The 15,859-nt window shown below is 57.7% G+C and carries 13 protein-coding genes and 1 riboswitch; of the genes, 3 read left to right on the top strand and 10 right to left on the bottom strand.

Annotated elements, in window-relative coordinates:
- Positions 1–41: 41 nt before the first annotated feature.
- The 7 genes from CQ011_RS07750 to CQ011_RS07720 form a co-directional block, all read right to left on the bottom strand.
- Entirely contained in the window at positions 42–1,448 is a 1,407-nt protein-coding gene (locus tag CQ011_RS07750; protein ID WP_219844192.1) for a sugar porter family MFS transporter, read from the bottom strand.
- Between the two features lie 264 nt (positions 1,449–1,712).
- Complete coding sequence (locus tag CQ011_RS07745) at positions 1,713–2,984, bottom strand: uracil-xanthine permease family protein (RefSeq protein WP_105676266.1); 1,272 nt, start codon at positions 2,982–2,984, stop codon at positions 1,713–1,715.
- Between the two features lie 27 nt (positions 2,985–3,011).
- Entirely contained in the window at positions 3,012–4,448 is a 1,437-nt protein-coding gene (gene thiD, locus CQ011_RS07740) for a bifunctional hydroxymethylpyrimidine kinase/phosphomethylpyrimidine kinase (protein WP_286161127.1), read from the bottom strand.
- On the bottom strand, positions 4,445–5,086 hold the full coding sequence (gene thiE / locus CQ011_RS07735; RefSeq protein ID WP_105676260.1) for a thiamine phosphate synthase: 642 nt from the start codon (positions 5,084–5,086) through the stop codon (positions 4,445–4,447). Before thiE ends, thiD begins: the two co-directional genes overlap by 4 nt.
- The gene (gene thiM, locus CQ011_RS07730; protein WP_105676258.1) at positions 5,079–5,873 is read right to left on the bottom strand and encodes a hydroxyethylthiazole kinase; all 795 of its coding nucleotides are present in this window, start codon (positions 5,871–5,873) and stop codon (positions 5,079–5,081) included. Before thiM ends, thiE begins: the two co-directional genes overlap by 8 nt.
- A riboswitch (TPP riboswitch) is annotated at positions 5,863–5,957 on the bottom strand. It overlaps the preceding gene by 11 nt.
- A 36-nt stretch (positions 5,958–5,993) precedes the next feature.
- Positions 5,994–6,362 carry a GntR family transcriptional regulator gene (locus tag CQ011_RS07725; protein ID WP_105676255.1) on the bottom strand — a complete coding sequence of 123 codons (369 nt, stop codon included), beginning with the start codon at positions 6,360–6,362 and terminating at the stop codon, positions 5,994–5,996.
- Positions 6,359–7,888 carry a hypothetical protein gene (locus CQ011_RS07720; RefSeq protein ID WP_105676253.1) on the bottom strand — a complete coding sequence of 510 codons (1,530 nt, stop codon included), beginning with the start codon at positions 7,886–7,888 and terminating at the stop codon, positions 6,359–6,361. The genes CQ011_RS07725 and CQ011_RS07720 overlap by 4 nt, the downstream gene beginning before the upstream one ends.
- Before the next feature lie 85 nt (positions 7,889–7,973).
- Here CQ011_RS07720 and CQ011_RS07715 point away from each other — a divergent pair, with 85 nt between their 5' ends.
- Entirely contained in the window at positions 7,974–9,407 is a 1,434-nt protein-coding gene (locus CQ011_RS07715; RefSeq protein ID WP_105676249.1) for an aldehyde dehydrogenase family protein, read from the top strand.
- A 77-nt stretch (positions 9,408–9,484) separates the two neighbouring features.
- Positions 9,485–10,927, top strand: coding sequence for an amino acid permease (locus CQ011_RS07710; protein WP_105676245.1), 1,443 nt, complete (start codon positions 9,485–9,487; stop codon positions 10,925–10,927).
- Here CQ011_RS07710 and pgm read toward each other — a convergent pair.
- Positions 10,899–12,515, bottom strand: a complete 1,617-nt coding sequence (gene pgm, locus CQ011_RS07705) for a phosphoglucomutase (alpha-D-glucose-1,6-bisphosphate-dependent) (RefSeq protein WP_105676243.1) — start codon at positions 12,513–12,515, stop codon at positions 10,899–10,901. The two genes, CQ011_RS07710 and pgm, sit on opposite strands and share 29 nt — an antisense overlap.
- A gap of 52 nt (positions 12,516–12,567) precedes the next feature.
- Here pgm and CQ011_RS07700 point away from each other — a divergent pair, with 52 nt between their 5' ends.
- The gene (locus CQ011_RS07700; RefSeq protein WP_105676240.1) at positions 12,568–12,885 is read left to right on the top strand and encodes a DUF4190 domain-containing protein; all 318 of its coding nucleotides are present in this window, start codon (positions 12,568–12,570) and stop codon (positions 12,883–12,885) included.
- Positions 12,886–12,938: 53 nt separating this feature from the next.
- Here the strand turns inward: CQ011_RS07700 and CQ011_RS07695 are convergent, their stop codons facing one another.
- Both CQ011_RS07695 and CQ011_RS07690 read right to left on the bottom strand, forming a co-directional pair.
- On the bottom strand, positions 12,939–14,396 hold the full coding sequence (locus CQ011_RS07695; RefSeq protein ID WP_105676238.1) for a peptide MFS transporter: 1,458 nt from the start codon (positions 14,394–14,396) through the stop codon (positions 12,939–12,941).
- A gap of 94 nt (positions 14,397–14,490) precedes the next feature.
- Positions 14,491–15,837 carry an amidase gene (locus CQ011_RS07690; RefSeq protein ID WP_105676236.1) on the bottom strand — a complete coding sequence of 449 codons (1,347 nt, stop codon included), beginning with the start codon at positions 15,835–15,837 and terminating at the stop codon, positions 14,491–14,493.
- Positions 15,838–15,859 lie beyond the last annotated feature (22 nt).

Raw genomic sequence — 15,859 nt, 5'->3', positions numbered from 1 at the left:
GGTGCTCGCCCGACTTTTCCTCCTCGAGGGTTATGCGTGTATTACAGGGTCATCTCTTCGAGCTGACGACCCTTGGTCTCCTTGACCATGAAGATCACGAAGATCAATGAGAGCAACGCGAAGAAAGCGTAAATGCCGTAGGCCAACGCCAGTCCGGCCTCGGCCAGCGAGGGGAAGGTAGTGGACACGATGAAGTTGGCGATCCACTGAGCGGAAGCGGCCACACCGAGCGCCAACGCGCGAATAGAGTTCGGGAAGATCTCGCCAAGCAAGACCCAAACCGCAGGGCCCCAGGTCGCGCCGAAGCCGACCACGAACAGGTTCGCGGAGACCAGTGCGATGATGCCCCAGTTGCCCGGCAGTGATACGGCCCCGTCGATGGTGACCGACTGCGCGAAGGCGATAGCCATCATGCCCAATGACAAGGTCATCAGCGTGGAACCGATCATTAGCAACAGCTTGCGACCCAAAACGTCGATCAGTAGCACCGCAATGATGGTGGCCAGCACGTTGGTCGCCGAGGTAATCAGCGAGATGGTGAACGAGTCAGACTCTGCGAAACCGACGGACTTCCACAGCGTGGTGGAGTAATAGAAGATCACGTTGATGCCGACAAACTGCTGGAAGACCGAGAGCAAGATGCCCACCCAGACCAGAGGATGGAATCCGAAACGGCCCAAGAGGTCTTTGAACACCTGACGGCGTTCGACGTGCACGGTGGTACGAATTTCTTCGATTTTAGCTTCCGTGGCTTGACCTGGATCCATGCCCATATCGCGGGTTAGTACGGTGGCGGCTTCAACGAAGCGGCCACGTTCAACCAGGTAACGTGGGGATTCTGGCAAGCGCAATGCGAGTAGCCCGTAAATGATTGCCGGGATCGCCAAGGACAGGTACATCCAGCGCCAGGCGGACAGGCCGAACCAACCGATAGCGTCTGCCGAGCCCATGACGAAGACCAGCAGCGCGCTGATCAAGAAGGCCACGAAGATACCTAGCACGATGGCCATCTGTTGCATGGAGCCCAAACGTCCGCGGTGCTGTGCCGGAGAAATCTCGGCGATATAGGCCGGAGCGATAACCGAGGCGAAGCCGACGCCGATGCCGCCGACGATGCGCCAGATGATCAGGTCGACCTCGCTGAAGCAGAGGCCACAGCCTAGCGCGGACACCAAAAGCATCGCGGAGGCAATCACCATGGTGCGCACACGGCCGACGCGTTCGGAGACCATTCCGGCGATCCAGGCACCAATAGCCGCACCGAGTAGGGCGCAAGACACGGTGAAACCAATGGTCACCGGATTGAGCCCGAATTCGTGTTCTACGGCGTCTACCGTGCCGTTAACAATTGAAGAGTCATAGCCGAAAACAAAACCGCCAAGGGCAGCGCCGAGGGCTATGAAGATGAGTCGCGCGGAGATCTTTCCGTCAGATGTAGTCGCAGTCACAAGCATTCATGCTATCGCCAATAGGTGGTGTCGCAAAGAACCCTGACTCGTTTTTGCGTTCAATAAAAGCTCTTGAATGCGAGCCGCATCACAAATAGGAAAGAATCCTTACAATTTAGATGGGCGCTTCTCCGAATCTCTACACACCAACCCCGAATTCATGCGAAATTCCCTCAGGTGCGCAAAATTCACTGCGAATTTGAGATTAAAGAAAACCGGCACCGTGAGCTTCGCCACAGTGCCGGTTTGCCAAGTCTTTTCTAGTTACGCGTCAACCTCTGTCAGATCGGTCCCGCGAAGTTTCGCCACGCTGCTCATCAGATGGAAAACGACCAGGGTAGCGATCGTGCCCAAGGCAATGCCGCCCATCTGGAATTGGCCAAAGACCAGGTCTTGGGTCACTGCGATCGCAATGATCAGGCCGGTACCGGCGGTCATCAGGTTGATCGGGTTACCAAAATCAACCTTTGCCTCGATCCACAAGCGGGCACCAACGATACCGATCATGCCGTACAGCACGATTCCCAGTCCGCCGATGACTCCCACCGGAACGGTGTTGATCAACGCGCCAAATTTCGGCAGGAAGGCCAACGCCATGGCCGCAATTGCGGCCACCCAATAAGCCGCGGTGGAATAGACCCGTGAGGCAGCCATGACGCCGATGTTTTCCGCGTAGGTAGTCGTCGCCGAGCCGCCGCCAACGCCTGCCACCACGGTGCCGATGCCATCGGCCATCAAGGCGCGGCCGTTAAACTTCGACAAATCCTTGCCGGTCATCAGACCCACGGTGCGCACGTGACCGATATTCTCCGCAATCAACACGAAGACCGCCGGCAAGAACATCAGTGCCACATTAAAGTCGAAACTCGGAGTGTGGAATGCGGGCAGACCCAGCCACGCTGCCTGACCTACCGGGGTGAAATCTACCTGACCTTGAACCAGTGCAATTAAGTACCCGATCACCAGGCCCACCAAAATGGACAAGCGGCCTAGCAAACCCTTAAACGCTACGGTAGCCAGCACCACCGCGAGCACGGTCAAGAAGGTAGTGGCCGGGAAGTCGCGCATCGGAGCGAGGGTAGCGCTGGCCAGGTTCAGCCCGATCAGTGCGACAATGGTTCCCATTACTACCGGGGGCATAAGTGCATGAATCCAGCGTGTGCCGGTCTTCGCTACGATCACACCGACGATGAACAGGGCTGCGCCGGTCATCACGATGCCGCCCAGCGCCGCTGAGAAGTCGTCCCCCACTTTGGAAGCCATCACCGGGGCAATGAGCGCAAAAGAGGAACCTAAATAGCTAGGCACCTTATTCTTGGTCATCAGCAGGAAGATGATGGTTGCGACACCGGTAAACAGCAAGGTCGTAGTGACCGGGAAACCGGTCAAGGTTGGTACCAGAATGCTGGCACCAAACATCGCCAGAATATGCTGAACACCGATGGAAATGGTCTGCGGCCAATGCAGCCGCTCATCCGGGGCAACAACCTCACCGTCGGTGATGGTTTTCCCGTTGCCGTGAATGCTCCACTTCATGCGTTCCTCCAGTATCCGGGCCCGCGTTTAGGCCGTAGAAAAGTCTACGCCCTGTAGGTGCGCCTGCGCGAAGAATGACAACTCATGTTCGGCCGAACGCCTGAACGCATCCCACATTCGGTTCCGGGTATCGCGGTCCGCGAGCTGCCAGGCCTCAGCTACTAAGTTAATTGCCTGCGCCGTGGCCTCATCAAATTCGACCGAGCTGTAGGTGGAAAGCCAGCTCTCGTAATGATGACCTGGATGGTTCGCGGCACTAAGCCGGCGGCCAATGTCCTGATAGATCCAATAACACGGCAGAATCGCGGCGATCAGTTCCGCGTAGCTGCCCGCGCAGGAACTTAGGTGGTTGACGTAGTTCAACGTGGTGGCACTGGGCTCGGGGGCTAAATTACGCAACTGACTACGGTGCAACTGCAACTCATCTTCCAAGATCCCTTGCGCGCCCTTAGCCCAGAACCGTTGTGCCTCGATGCCCGGGGCTAGCGTGCTCGCCTGTGTCAGAACCTGTGCATAACGCTGCAGATAGAGGGCATCTTGCGCCAGATAGTATTCAAACCGTCCACGCTCCAAGGTGCCCGCCGAGAGCTGGGTAATGAATTCGAGCTCATCGATTCCCGCACGCAATTCCGAGAGGTCTTCCCACCACTGTGCCATGGGATTGTGCGAGGGCTGCGGCAGTAGTGCTGCGAAGTGATTCACCGGGCCGTGTCCACTGCCTACCGTGAGCTCATCGGCCGCAGCAATCGCCGCATGAAGGTAGTTTTTGGCTGCTCCCAGTGCGGTGGCCCAGTCGCCGAGCAGTGCATACTGTGTGGCCAGCGCGCTAGACAGGGTACAACCGGTACCGTGGGTATTTTTGGTGGACAGTCGTTGCCCATCAAAACTGGCGATCAACCCCTCGGGGCCAACCAATGCATCGGGGCACCTGTCGCCGGGAAGATGTCCGCCCTTGGCCACCACCAAGACCGAGTATTTAGCAGCGAGACGTCCAGACTGTGCCACCAACTCTTCCCAGTTGCTGACCTGTTCCTCGCCGAGCAACGCGGCAAGTTCCGTAGTATTCGGGGTGAGCACATCTGCTCGGGTTAACAACGCGTCCAGGGCCGAATCGCTGTCCAACAGTCGGTCCCCACTGGTGGCGATCATCACCGGATCCAACACCACCGGGGCGCTGAGCGTTTCTAACCAGGTAGCCACCGCCGCAACAGTCTGCGAATTTGCCAGCATCCCGATCTTGACCGCATCGATGTGCACGTCCTGGGATACCGAGGTGAGCTGTTTGCTCACGAACTGCGCATCGATGGGCAGCACCGCGTCCACACCGTGAGTGTTTTGTGCGGTGAGTGCGGTAATCACACACATGCCGTATCCGCCATTGGCGCCGATGGTCTTCAGATCTGCCTGGATCCCTGCACCCCCGGACGGGTCGGATCCGGCGATGGAAAGAATGTTTGGACTCAATTGGTTGCCTCCCACATGCTGAGCAATTCGGCGCTCGCCGACTGCGGATCCTCGGCGGCGCAGATGGCGCGCACTACTGCCATACCGGCTGCCGCGCCGGTTTTTAAGGCTGGCACATCGGCTACGGTGAGCGAACCAATGGCTACACAGGGCAGTGTGGTCAGTGCCGCGGCACGGGCAAAACCAGCTAAACCCAATGGGGTCGGGTGGTCTTTTTTGGTGGGAGTAGCGCGAATCGCGCCGACCCCTAAATAATCTAGGTACTGCGCCTGGTCAGTGGCGTGAGCAAGTTGTTCATCGGTGGAGGCGCTCAGCCCGATAATTCCCTCACCAATGATCTGCCGGGCGTAGGAAACCGGAATATCCTTCTGTCCGATGTGAATTCCTGTCACCGCTGCGCCGGCGGCACGGGCTGCCATAAACACGTCGATCCGGTCGTTGACCAGTAGTTCTGCCTTTCCCGCGGTGAGCTGCGCTGCGGCACAGGTCAGTTCGAAAAATTCGCGGGCACTTTCTTCTTTGGCGCGTAGCTGCACCCATTGAACGCCAGCGGCTACCGCTGCCTGAATAACTTCTAGGGTGCTGTGTGGCTGGCAGCTTTGGGTGTTGGCCACGAGGTAAATTCCGAGATCACGCATGGTTTGCCTCCTGAAGGCGCAGATTGAGCAGGTCTTCCGGGTCAAATAGTGAAAGTTCGTCGAGGAAAGCTGCGGCAAAGCTTCCCGGACCGCGGCTGAGCGCTAACGACTTCTCGGCGGCTAAGCCATACATGCCGTGAGCCGCAATGGTCGCTTCAAAAGGATCATCGGTGCTCGCCAGCATGCCGGCACACACCGCGCCCAGTGCGCACCCACCACCGGTTATCCCGGTGAGACCGATGCCATTGCTATGGACCAAGGTGGTGCGATTGGCATCAATAATCGCGTCGGCTGCCCCAGAAATTGCCACCACGCTCCCGTAATTCTGCGCCAGTTCTCGTCCTGCGCTGATCGCTGCGGATACGGTGTCCTGGGCATCTACTCCACGCCCGGTGGACTGATATCCAGCCAGTGCGAGGATCTCTGAAGCATTACCGCGAATCAATGTGGGATGTTGGGCAAGGATCTTTCGGGCGAATTCGGTACGCACCGGCAAGGCGCCCACTGCCACAGGATCCAATACCCACGGTGTTCCAGCTTTGGTCGCACCGTGTACCGCTTCGTCCATTGCGAGTAGTTGTTCGGTGCTCGGCGTCCCCAGATTTACCAACACCGCGGACGCTATAGCGGCGAATGGACCGGCCTCCCCAGGAAGGTTTGTCATCGACGGAGAAGCACCGGAAGCAAGTAGTACATTGGCGGTGAAATTTGTGACCACAGTGTTGGTCAGGCAAAACACCAAGGGCGATTGTTGCCGATATTTTTGGGCAACGGTCACTAGAGTCATGCGACATCCCTCCGCTAGTTTGAACTAGTTCAGGTTCGACGGGTCTCATCTCAGTCGGTGAATCCGACACCCCGTGTCACTTCAGTCGAGCGTACTCAGATTAGTGTACGAAGAACAAATTTAGCTACGCGCCCGGCGTTGCACGAGCGCTTTGACTGTCAGTTCATCGATTCCTTGCTCGTGGGCCAAGCGCCACACTTTATCCACCGCTTCAATCAGCTCATCGTTAATTTCTTCCGTAGCGGGCACGGAGTTAACCACGGTTCCGGCACGTCTGCGGGAGGTCACCAGCCCGGCCGCCTCAAGTTCTTTATAGGCACGTGCCACGGTTCCCGAAGCTACCCCTAAATCGGTAGCCAACGCGCGTACGGTGGGTAATTTACTGCCAGCAGGTAGCTCACCGAGCGAAATGAGGGAAGAAAATTGCGTGCGGATCTGCGCATAGGGCGGCAATGCGGCATTCAAATCCACAAAAATATGTTGGCTCATACCAGTTGGCGTACTTTCGCCGCTGGCCGAGCCAGGACGATGACCGCCGGGCAACAGAAGACGACAACGGCGGCGGCCCACAGGTACGGGGCAGGCGCGTAGCCCCAGCCAGGCATCATGAGGATGGCAGCGGTTCCGGTGCGCAGTGCTCGAAATTCCAGCACCCGGCGGTACCAAATTTCTTGCTCATCATTGACCTGCCAGGGTAGGGACACCCGTCGCGTCCACCAAATATATCCGGCGGTCAGCATGAGGACCGCGAGGACCATCAGCAGTGCAAAAGTCGGACCGACTTTGACCAGCCCCCAGAAATATTTTAATGGGGGATTGATCAGTAGATAACCACTGCCAAGGATCAAGATCCCGGCAACTACATATATATAGCGCGGAAGATTCCGAACATTGCGTGCCTGGTGGTGAATGGATTTGGAGCTTTGGTGCACATATCCCAAGTATCCGGCGTTTAGTACCAGGTATAGGGCGACAAAGCCCACCAGCAGCAGCATCACCTGTGGGGCATCTTCCCCGGGAAGGGTTTCGAAGCTCACTTCGCTCTGCCTGGACCATGGCATCAGGGCCAACACCACCAGGCTGAGTGCGGTGGTGATAAAGCCTAGGGAGAAGAGGTTTTCGCGCATGCGCGAAAAGGCGCTGCTCGGCACGGTGCCTGCATTTTTACCAAAGTTTGTGGGAGGCGCCCACGCGGCTACAAGAATGAAAATCGGTAACATCGTAAAATTCGCGATGTTCTGCCATAACCGATAAGCGTCTGCCTCGGGGTAAAGGTTGAGTAACCAGGACGACTTGTACTGTAGCGCGCCTGCGCCCACGGCCGCGAAGCCAAGGATTGCGGTGCGGAAGAGTCGATTTAGCCAGATGGCACGGATTACCTGATTGTCGTGGGGAGTCAGTGAACCCAAGGGTTTGCGGAACAGAATCAAGGCCGCGGCGATCAGCAGCCCAAGACCTAATGAAGCCAGGTTCAACGCATATAGGGGGATGAGTGTTGTGGCCTCAGCTAACCCTTCCTGAGCACTTTGTATGGTCCCGCCGCCGCCAGTGGAATCGAAGGATTCCACGGCAAATTGTGCGGGATATCCTGTGACATCACGGATGAAAAATAGTGCGGTTGTGGAGCCCAGAAATACCAGGCCTGCGATCAGACTCAGCGCCCGAGGCAATGGGGTGAACACCGAGCGAGGTTCCAATGAGGCGGCGCGCACGGCGGTGACCGACTTCGGCCACGAATAAAGTCCCAGTAGGTAGATCAGTAGTAACCAAAGTCCCGGGTTGATGGAGTCTATAACTTCAGCGACACCAATCTCCGAACCTGTGACGGTATCTTGTAGATCTCCGGCCGAGCCAGAAGTACAGACGAAGAAAGCGATCAGCGCACACCAGAAGGAATGCGAGCGTGCGCGGGTGAGCGCCGGGCGGTCGTCCTGCTGGGCTACCAAACGTAGCCACAGATAGATCAAGGAGGCACCGATTGCGATTCCGAATGTAGCGGAGGAGAGCTGATCCATAATTTCCTTCGTTGGCTGAAAACTAATGTAGCAACTACTTGATACAAACGGAAGATCTTGACGGCTAATGAAGTAGCATCAACCCATGGGTCTCTTCACCTCAAATCCTTTGCCCGATCCCGTCGGCGACTCCGCGCCACCGGTCGATGAACATCCCTCGCGTATTGCCACGGTCTTGGAACATCTGCGTCATTCCGCGGACACCCGCATCACACACCCGCGGCGCTTTCGTGCCGGGCAGCTACGCGCCCTAGAAAAAATGTTGGCCGAACGTACCGGGGAGTTCGTTGAGGCGCTAAATCAGGATCTGGGGAAGGGGGCCACGGAAGCAAAGTTCAGCGAAATTGACGTGGTCCGATCGGAAATCGACCATGCCCAGAAGCACCTGGCCGAGTGGATGGATTCCACTAGCGTGAAGGTGCCGCTCGCACTGCAACCGGCCATCGCAAAGGTTGAGCCACGCCCGTTGGGCGTCGTACTAATTATTGGGCCGTGGAACTATCCATTGCAGTTAATGCTGGCCCCGCTAGTTGCAGCCATCGCCGCTGGTAACGCCGCGCTACTGAAACCCTCCGAGCTTGCCCCGGTGACCTCCGGGGTGCTGGCCAAACTCCTGCCGATGTATCTGGATTCCCGGGTCTATGCGGTAGTCGAGGGTGGCGTGGATACTGCCACGGAGCTACTCGCAGCGCGCTGGGATCACATTTTTTACACCGGCGGAGAAAAAGTTGCCCGCATCGTGGCGCAGGCCGCGGCGAAACATCTGACTCCCACCACGCTGGAGTTAGGTGGTAAGAGCCCAGCCGTGGTTGATAACCATCTCTTGCCGAGCGCCAAGCGTCTGGCCTACGCGAAGTTCATGAATGCAGGCCAAACCTGTGTCGCACCGGACTACGTGTTGTCCTTCGCAGATACCGATGCGCTGATTAGCCGTTTGGGCCAGGCGATCACCAGTTTTTACGGTAAGGATCCGATCAACCATCAGGATTTTGGCCGGATCGTCAGCCGAAACCACTTCGACCGACTCGTGAGCATGCTTGACTCGGGCGATATTGCCCACGGCGGTGACTATGACGAACAAACGCTGCGTATCGCACCGACCATCATGCGCAACGTTGATCTGGACTCACCGTTGATGACAGAGGAAATCTTCGGTCCCATCCTGCCGGTCATCGAGGTGTCTTCCTTCGATGAGGCGCTCGAATTTATCGCCGCGCGCCCTTCCCCGTTGGCTGCCTATCTGATGAGTGAGTCCCCACGACTGCAGTCAATCTTTTCGGATCGGGTGCGTGCGGGCGCCATCGTGCACAACGCGCCACTGGCTCAAATGATTATTCCGTCATTACCCTTCGGTGGGGTTGGTGCCAGTGGAATGGGGTCGTACCATGGCAAGTTTGGCTTCGATCGTCTTTCGCAAATTCGTTCAGAACTCAGCAAAACGACGGTCATTGACACTCTGAGCGCAATATATCCTCCATATACATGGGCTAAGCGAAAGATTATTGATCGCTTACTGTAGCGCGGTTCATAGCTGTTGAGTCGCCTGAGGTGGAATGCTTGTTAAGGCCCAAAAATCTTAAAAGCAGGAGCATTCGCATGACCAAGCCCGTAGCCCCCACCGATGGCTTAAAGCGCGGTCTCAAAGCCCGCCATATGCAGATGATCGCCATTGGCGGGTCTATCGGCACCGGGCTCTTTGTAGCCTCCGGCGGCACCATCGCTCAAGCAGGACCCGGCGGATCACTGCTGGCCTATGCGCTCATTGGCGCGATGGTGCTGCTGCTGATGCAATCACTGGGTGAAATGAGTGCCCGACTGCCGGTATCTGGTTCCTTCCAGACCTACGCCTCGGTCTTCGTCAACCGACACTTTGGCTTCGCTATCGGCTGGAACTACTGGTTTAACTGGGCAATTACCGTGGCCGCAGAATTAGTGGCGGCCGGCATCGTGATGTCCTACTGGTTACCGGATGTTCCCGGATGGATCTGGGCGGGTATCTTCCTGCTCTTGCTGACAGGACTAAACGCGCTGTCCACCAAGGCCTTTGGCGAGAGCGAATATTGGCTCGCGATGATCAAGGTCATCACCGTCATCGTCTTCCTCATTGCCGGCGTGGCCATGGTGCTGGGAATTTTGGGCGACAGCTCGCCGGGCTTCAGTAACTGGACAAACGGAGACGCACCCTTCGTGGGCGGTTGGCTTTCGGTGGTGTCGGTATTTATGATCGCAGGCTTCTCATTCCAGGGCACCGAGCTAGTTGGTGTGGCCGCAGGTGAAGCAGAGAATCCACAGCGCGATATTCCTCGGGCCATCAAGGCGATCTTCTGGCGCATCATGCTCTTCTACGTGGGCGCGATCTTCATTATCGGCACGTTGCTTCCATATGCCGATCCGAGCCTGCTTTCCAGTGGGGAAGCCGATATTGCCAGCTCACCGTTCACCATGGTCTTCGAGCGGGCCGGCATTGCCTTTGCTGCCGCGTTGATGAACGCGGTAATCCTGTCCGCGATTCTCTCGGCGGGCAACTCAGGACTATATGCCTCTGCTCGTATGCTTTACTCGATGGCTCTTGACGGTAAGGCCCCGAAGATCTTTGCTCGCCTAAACCGCCGTGGTGTTCCGGTGCCCGCGATGCTATTGACAGCTTCGGTAGGTCTTTTCGGATTCCTCACCGCAATTATTGGCCAGGGCTCTGCCTACACGTGGCTGCTCAACGTCTCCGGACTCTCCGGCTTTATCGCCTGGGTGGGCATTGCAGTAAGTCATTACAAGTTCCGCAAGGCATACATAGCCAGCGGTCAAGATCTGACAAAGCTGCCCTATAAAGCGCCACTGTTCCCGTTGGGGCCCATCCTCGCGTTTGTCATCTTGATCGTGGTGATCGCCGGACAGAACTACGGGGCGGTCGTTGATGGCCGCGTGCTAGAGGTACTCTCCAGCTACATCGGTCTACCGCTCTTCCTGCTGCTCTGGGCGGGTCACTGGTGGGTGACCCGCAAGCAACCAGAGGTTAAGATCGATCCGTGGACCCTGCGCTAAGCGCAGCGTTGACGATGATCTGCGCCTCGCGCAAAACCTGCGCGAGGTGCTCTGCGGAGCGAGTGGACTCCGCGTAAATCTTGTAGATATCTTCGGTTCCCGAGGGGCGTGCCGCAAACCAGGCGTGCTCGCTAGAGACCTTCAGCCCGCCGATGGCAAAGCCCGAGGCCTCGGTGCGCTTTGTGGTGATCTGGTCCCCGGCGAGTTCGGTTGCCGTGACCGCCTGCGGGTTTAGCTTGCCCAGAACCGACTTCTGCTCACGGTTGGCTGGGGCGTCAAAGCGATCGTAGAAGCTCGCCCCATGTTCGACTACCAGCTCGGCATGACGCTGGCTTGGGCTTTTGCCCGTGACCGCGCGAATCTCACTGGCCAGTAATGCCAACATCAGCCCATCCTTGTCGGTGCTGAATGCCTGACCGGTGAAATCCAAGAAGCTGGCTCCAGCCGATTCCTCTCCACAGAACGCCACCTTGCCTGAGGCCAGCGGTTCAACGAAGTATTTGAAACCCACCGGTACCTCGCGCAATACGCGACCGTGTGCGGCAACCACCTTGTCGATCAGCACCGAGGAGACCAGAGTTTTGCCGATCTGTGCATCCGCTGGCCACTGCGGGCGGTGGGTCAGGAGGTAATCGATCGCTACCGCCAGAAAGTGGTTTGGGTTCATCAGCCCGGCATCTGGGGTGACGATGCCGTGACGGTCGGCATCCGCGTCATTGCCCGTGGAGATGTCGAACTTGTCGCGGTTGGCCACCAGTGAAGCCATGGCATGTGCCGAGGAGCAGTCCATGCGGATCTTGCCATCTTTATCCAAGGTCATGAATCCAAAGCGGGGATCCACCTGTTCGTTGACCACGGTCAAGTTCAACCCGTAACGTCGACCAATCTCAGCCCAGTAATGCACCGAAGCGCCACCTAGTGGATCGGCGCCAATCGAAATACCAGAATCGGCAATCGCTTTAAAGTCGATCACCGTAGCCAAATCGGTGATGTACAGTTCACGAAAATCAAAATCTTGGGCGTCGTCGGTTCCGCGAAGGATTTCCCCGGTAACCATAAGTTCATTGGCGCGCGCAGCGATTGGTGCGGTGATTTCGGATTCTGCCGGACCGCCGTGTGGCGGGTTGTATTTGATGCCACCATCCGCCGGAGGGTTATGCGAAGGCGTGATAATCAGTCCATCGGCCTGCTCTGCGCCGCGCGCATTGTGCACCAAGATAGCGTGGCTGACCGCAGGGGTTGGCGTCAGCCCTGAGTCGGCAAGCACCGCGACACCATTGCCGGATAACACCTCTAAGACGGTCCGGTAGGCCGGCTCCGATAGCGCATGGCTATCCTTGCCCACGTACATCGGTCCGGTGATTCCCGCTCCCTGACGATAATCCACCACGGCCTGGGTGATGGCCGCGATATGAAGTTCGTTGAAGGTTCCCTTCAGCGAGCTGCCACGGTGACCGGAGGTGCCGAAAATGACTGCCTGGTCTGGGTTATCGGCCGCTGGGCGGATCGATGAGTAAGATTCAAGGACAGCGTCTAGGTCGATGAGATCTGCTTCGCGGGCAGGTGTCCCGGCACGTTCGTGGGCCATGTTCTCTCTTATCTTTGTGCTTCTGCGCGGGTTCGTAGAATAATCAAAAGTGATGACTTACTACCCGAGCAATCCGTATCAGCAGCCACGTCAGCCAGTAGGGCTTTCGACGGCGTCGCTTGTGCTGGGCATCTTATCGATGCTCGGCCTATGTCTACTCATCTTAGTTCCCTTGGCCGGCATTATTACCGGCCATATGGGGTATCGGCGCGAACCGACTGTCCGTGGACTGAGCCTGGCAGGCTTGATTACCTCGTGGGTAGGGCTAGCTATCGCGGTCCTGTTCTACGCGTTTATCATCTGGGCCATTTGGTTTTCCGTTGGATATGCTGAAAACTTCGACTACTCCGGGCTCAACGATTTCGCGTAATAAAAAACAGGCTCCACCCGAGAGGTAGAGCCTGCCTTTGGTGCTTTGAAGCCTTAGAGCACGGAGCCCATGAGCTTCTTCAAAGCCGGGGTAGCTGCAATCATTGCCACACCCAGCACGATAGCGGTACCGCCCATCGCGATGAAGTAAGGGATTTCGTTGCCTTCAACGTAGTAACCGGCCAGCACGCCCGACAGCGTGGTGCCCAGCGATACGGACAGGAAGAACAGCGCGATCATCTGCGTACCGAAAGCCGCCGGAGCCAGCTTGGTGGCCACCGCCTGACCGATCGGGGACAGCAGCAACTCGGCGATGGTGCACAGCAACAAGATGCCAACGAGCGCCAACAGCGGTGTCATTTCCAGCGATTCGAGCGGAATGAAGCATAAGAATGCCGCACCCACGACAACCAACGCCAAGCCGAACTTCACCGAAGTGCGCGGCTGGCGGTTGCCCAACTTGGTCCACAGTCCTGCGAAGACGCTGGCCAACAAGATAATGAAGACCGGGTTGATCGACTGGACCCAGCTGGCAGGCATCTCCCAGCCGCCGAGGTGACGATCCAAACGGGTATCGGAGTAGGCCGCGATGAAGGTGAACTGCTGCTGGAACAATGCCCAGAAAGCTGCCGAGCCGATGTAGAACGGGATGAACGCCCAGACATGCTTACGCTCGGTGGCGTCAATTTTCTTGCTGCGCAAAATCAACACGAAGTAGACCACCGAAGCGGCGATGACTACGTAGGCGATGGTGCTAGCAAGATTTGCCGGGGTGACGATCTTCAGCGCGAAGACCAACACAATCAAAACCACGATGGCTGCGAAGATCCCGATGTAGCGTTTGTGTTCGCCGGCTGGCAGTGGGTTGGCCACGTGCCCCGCGGTCTCCGGAAGGTTTTTGCGACCCTTGGAGTAGATCAACAGGCCAATTGCCATACCTACGGCGGCGGCGCCGAAGCCCACGTGGAAGCCGAACTGCTTGTGCAATAGGCCGGTCAGTAGCGGGCCGAGTAGACCGCCAACATTCACGCCCATGTAGAACAGTGAGAAGCCCGCGTCGATACGTGAGTCTTCCTTGGAGTACAGCGAACCGACCAAGGCTACTGCGTTGGCCTTCAGGCCACCGGAGCCGATGGCCACCAGGATCAGGCCAATGGTGAGTCCAACGTAGCCCGGCAATAGTGCCAGTGCGACGTGTCCGGCCATGATGCCGATCGCGGAGAAGAACAGCACTCGCTCGGAACCGAAGAGTCGGTCCGAGAGCCAAGCACCCAAAATGGTGGACAGGTATACGGCGCCGCCGTACGCGCCGACCAGTGACAGCGCTAGGCCCTGATCCATCCCGAGGCCACCGGCGGTGACCTCGTAGTACATGTAATAGGCCAGTAGGGCCTGCATGCCGTAGAAGGAGAAACGCTCCCACATCTCGACACTAAAGAGGTTTGCAAGCGCGCGCGGGTGACCGAAGAAGGTTTTATCCGTACCCGTGGTGCTCGAAGTAACAGTAGACATACGTTACATTTTTCGCGCTTTTAGGAGCAAGTGCCTACTTTAGCGATCTATTTCACATGTTTCATATACCGCTGGTATCGGCTAAATTCCCGGTTCACTTGCCCAATTGTTTGGCCAGCGCCAAAAGCAACCCCTCGTCGGCACGTGGTGAAATCAGTTGCACGCTCATCGGCATTCCGGAGCTGGAATTGCTGATTGGAACGGTGATCGCGGCTACCGAAGAAACATTCACCATGGAGGTATATGGGGTGTACTGACACTGTCGCATGTAATCGGTATCCGCATCCGCGGTAGTAAAGTAGCCGACCTCCGGTGGCGTCGAGGCCATGGCCGGAGTGAGGATCACGTCATGAGCGGACCATTGTCGCACAAAGTCTGCCGAAATTTGTTTGAGTCTAGCGGCCGCCTGCAGGCTGACCTCCATGCTGCGCGCCGCGGAGCGTCGCCGGAAATCCCTTGCCAAGTCACCGAGCAGTCCCTCGTCGTCGAGTTGGATATTGCGCAGTCCATTGCTCCACACTCGCGCAAAGGCCTCGGGGTAGTCACTGGCATAGCGCAGATCCGCTGGCTCCACCCGGTGTCGGTCAGACAATAACTGCTTGGCTCGATCAAATGCCTGCAGCGCAGCGGGCTGTAAGGAGATCGCATAAGCGCTTTCGAAGGGAGAGTGCGTGCTGTAACCGATGCGCAACCCCTTGAGCCGCTCCGGGTAGCTGCCACGCAGCAGTGGTAGATAGTGGTCGGAGCCGCGCATCGCGTCGAGCAACATCGCCGCGTCCAAGGAATCATGGGCCAGCGGGCCGGAAACCGTCAATTTTGGCGCACCAAAGCCATCGAGGTAACCATCAATCACATCACTGGGAATTCGCCCCAGGGAGGGTTTGAGCCCCACCAGGCCACAACTCGCCGCAGGGATGCGCACCGAACCGCCACCATCGGATCCCGGGCCTACGGGAATCATCCCCGCGGCGATCGCCGCCGCTTGACCGCCCGAGGAACCGCCTGAGGTTAACCGTGGGTCAAGGGGGTTGCGCGACGGTGGGGCAACGAGGTTCTCTGAATAACTGCTCAATCCAAATTCCGGAACCTGCGTCTTGCCGGTAATCACCACACCTTCGGACCGTAAGCGTGCCACCAGCGGATGATCTGCCCGCGCCACCTGATGCTTTAATGCCGCGGTTCCATAGGTGGTGGGCATGCCGGTGACCTCATTGAGGTCTTTGAAGGCCGTGGGAAGACCATGTAAACGTCCGATTTGCCCGCGCACCTGCCGCTCGTCGGCCGCGGCCGCGGCATCCATCGCATCGGGGGAGACATACACAAAGGCGCCCAGCGCGCTCAGCTCGTCGATGCGACGCAGATAGTGTTCGGTGACCTCGCGGCTAGAACGTTCTCCACTGGCCAGCTCATCACGCAATTTCAGGGCTGATCTTGTCTTCATGTCGGCTTTCGAGGCGGGGAAT

Origin of the sequence: Arthrobacter sp. MYb213, from assembly GCF_002979915.1 — a bacterium.
Taxonomy (GTDB): domain Bacteria; phylum Actinomycetota; class Actinomycetes; order Actinomycetales; family Micrococcaceae; genus Glutamicibacter.
This window is presented reverse-complemented; position numbering and strand designations above follow the sequence as displayed.

Coding starts and splice junctions, on each gene's coding strand:
- CQ011_RS07745 (WP_105676266.1), bottom strand. CDS start 2,984: ATGAAGTGGAGCATTCACGGCAACGGGAAAACCATCACCGACGGTGAG.
- thiE (WP_105676260.1), bottom strand. CDS start 5,086: ATGCGTGATCTCGGAATTTACCTCGTGGCCAACACCCAAAGCTGCCAG.
- thiM (WP_105676258.1), bottom strand. CDS start 5,873: ATGACTCTAGTGACCGTTGCCCAAAAATATCGGCAACAATCGCCCTTG.
- CQ011_RS07725 (WP_105676255.1), bottom strand. CDS start 6,362: ATGAGCCAACATATTTTTGTGGATTTGAATGCCGCATTGCCGCCCTAT.
- CQ011_RS07720 (WP_105676253.1), bottom strand. CDS start 7,888: ATGGATCAGCTCTCCTCCGCTACATTCGGAATCGCAATCGGTGCCTCC.
- CQ011_RS07715 (WP_105676249.1), top strand. CDS start 7,974: ATGGGTCTCTTCACCTCAAATCCTTTGCCCGATCCCGTCGGCGACTCC.
- CQ011_RS07710 (WP_105676245.1), top strand. CDS start 9,485: ATGACCAAGCCCGTAGCCCCCACCGATGGCTTAAAGCGCGGTCTCAAA.
- pgm (WP_105676243.1), bottom strand. CDS start 12,515: ATGGCCCACGAACGTGCCGGGACACCTGCCCGCGAAGCAGATCTCATC.
- CQ011_RS07700 (WP_105676240.1), top strand. CDS start 12,568: ATGACTTACTACCCGAGCAATCCGTATCAGCAGCCACGTCAGCCAGTA.
- CQ011_RS07695 (WP_105676238.1), bottom strand. CDS start 14,396: ATGTCTACTGTTACTTCGAGCACCACGGGTACGGATAAAACCTTCTTC.
- CQ011_RS07690 (WP_105676236.1), bottom strand. CDS start 15,837: ATGAAGACAAGATCAGCCCTGAAATTGCGTGATGAGCTGGCCAGTGGA.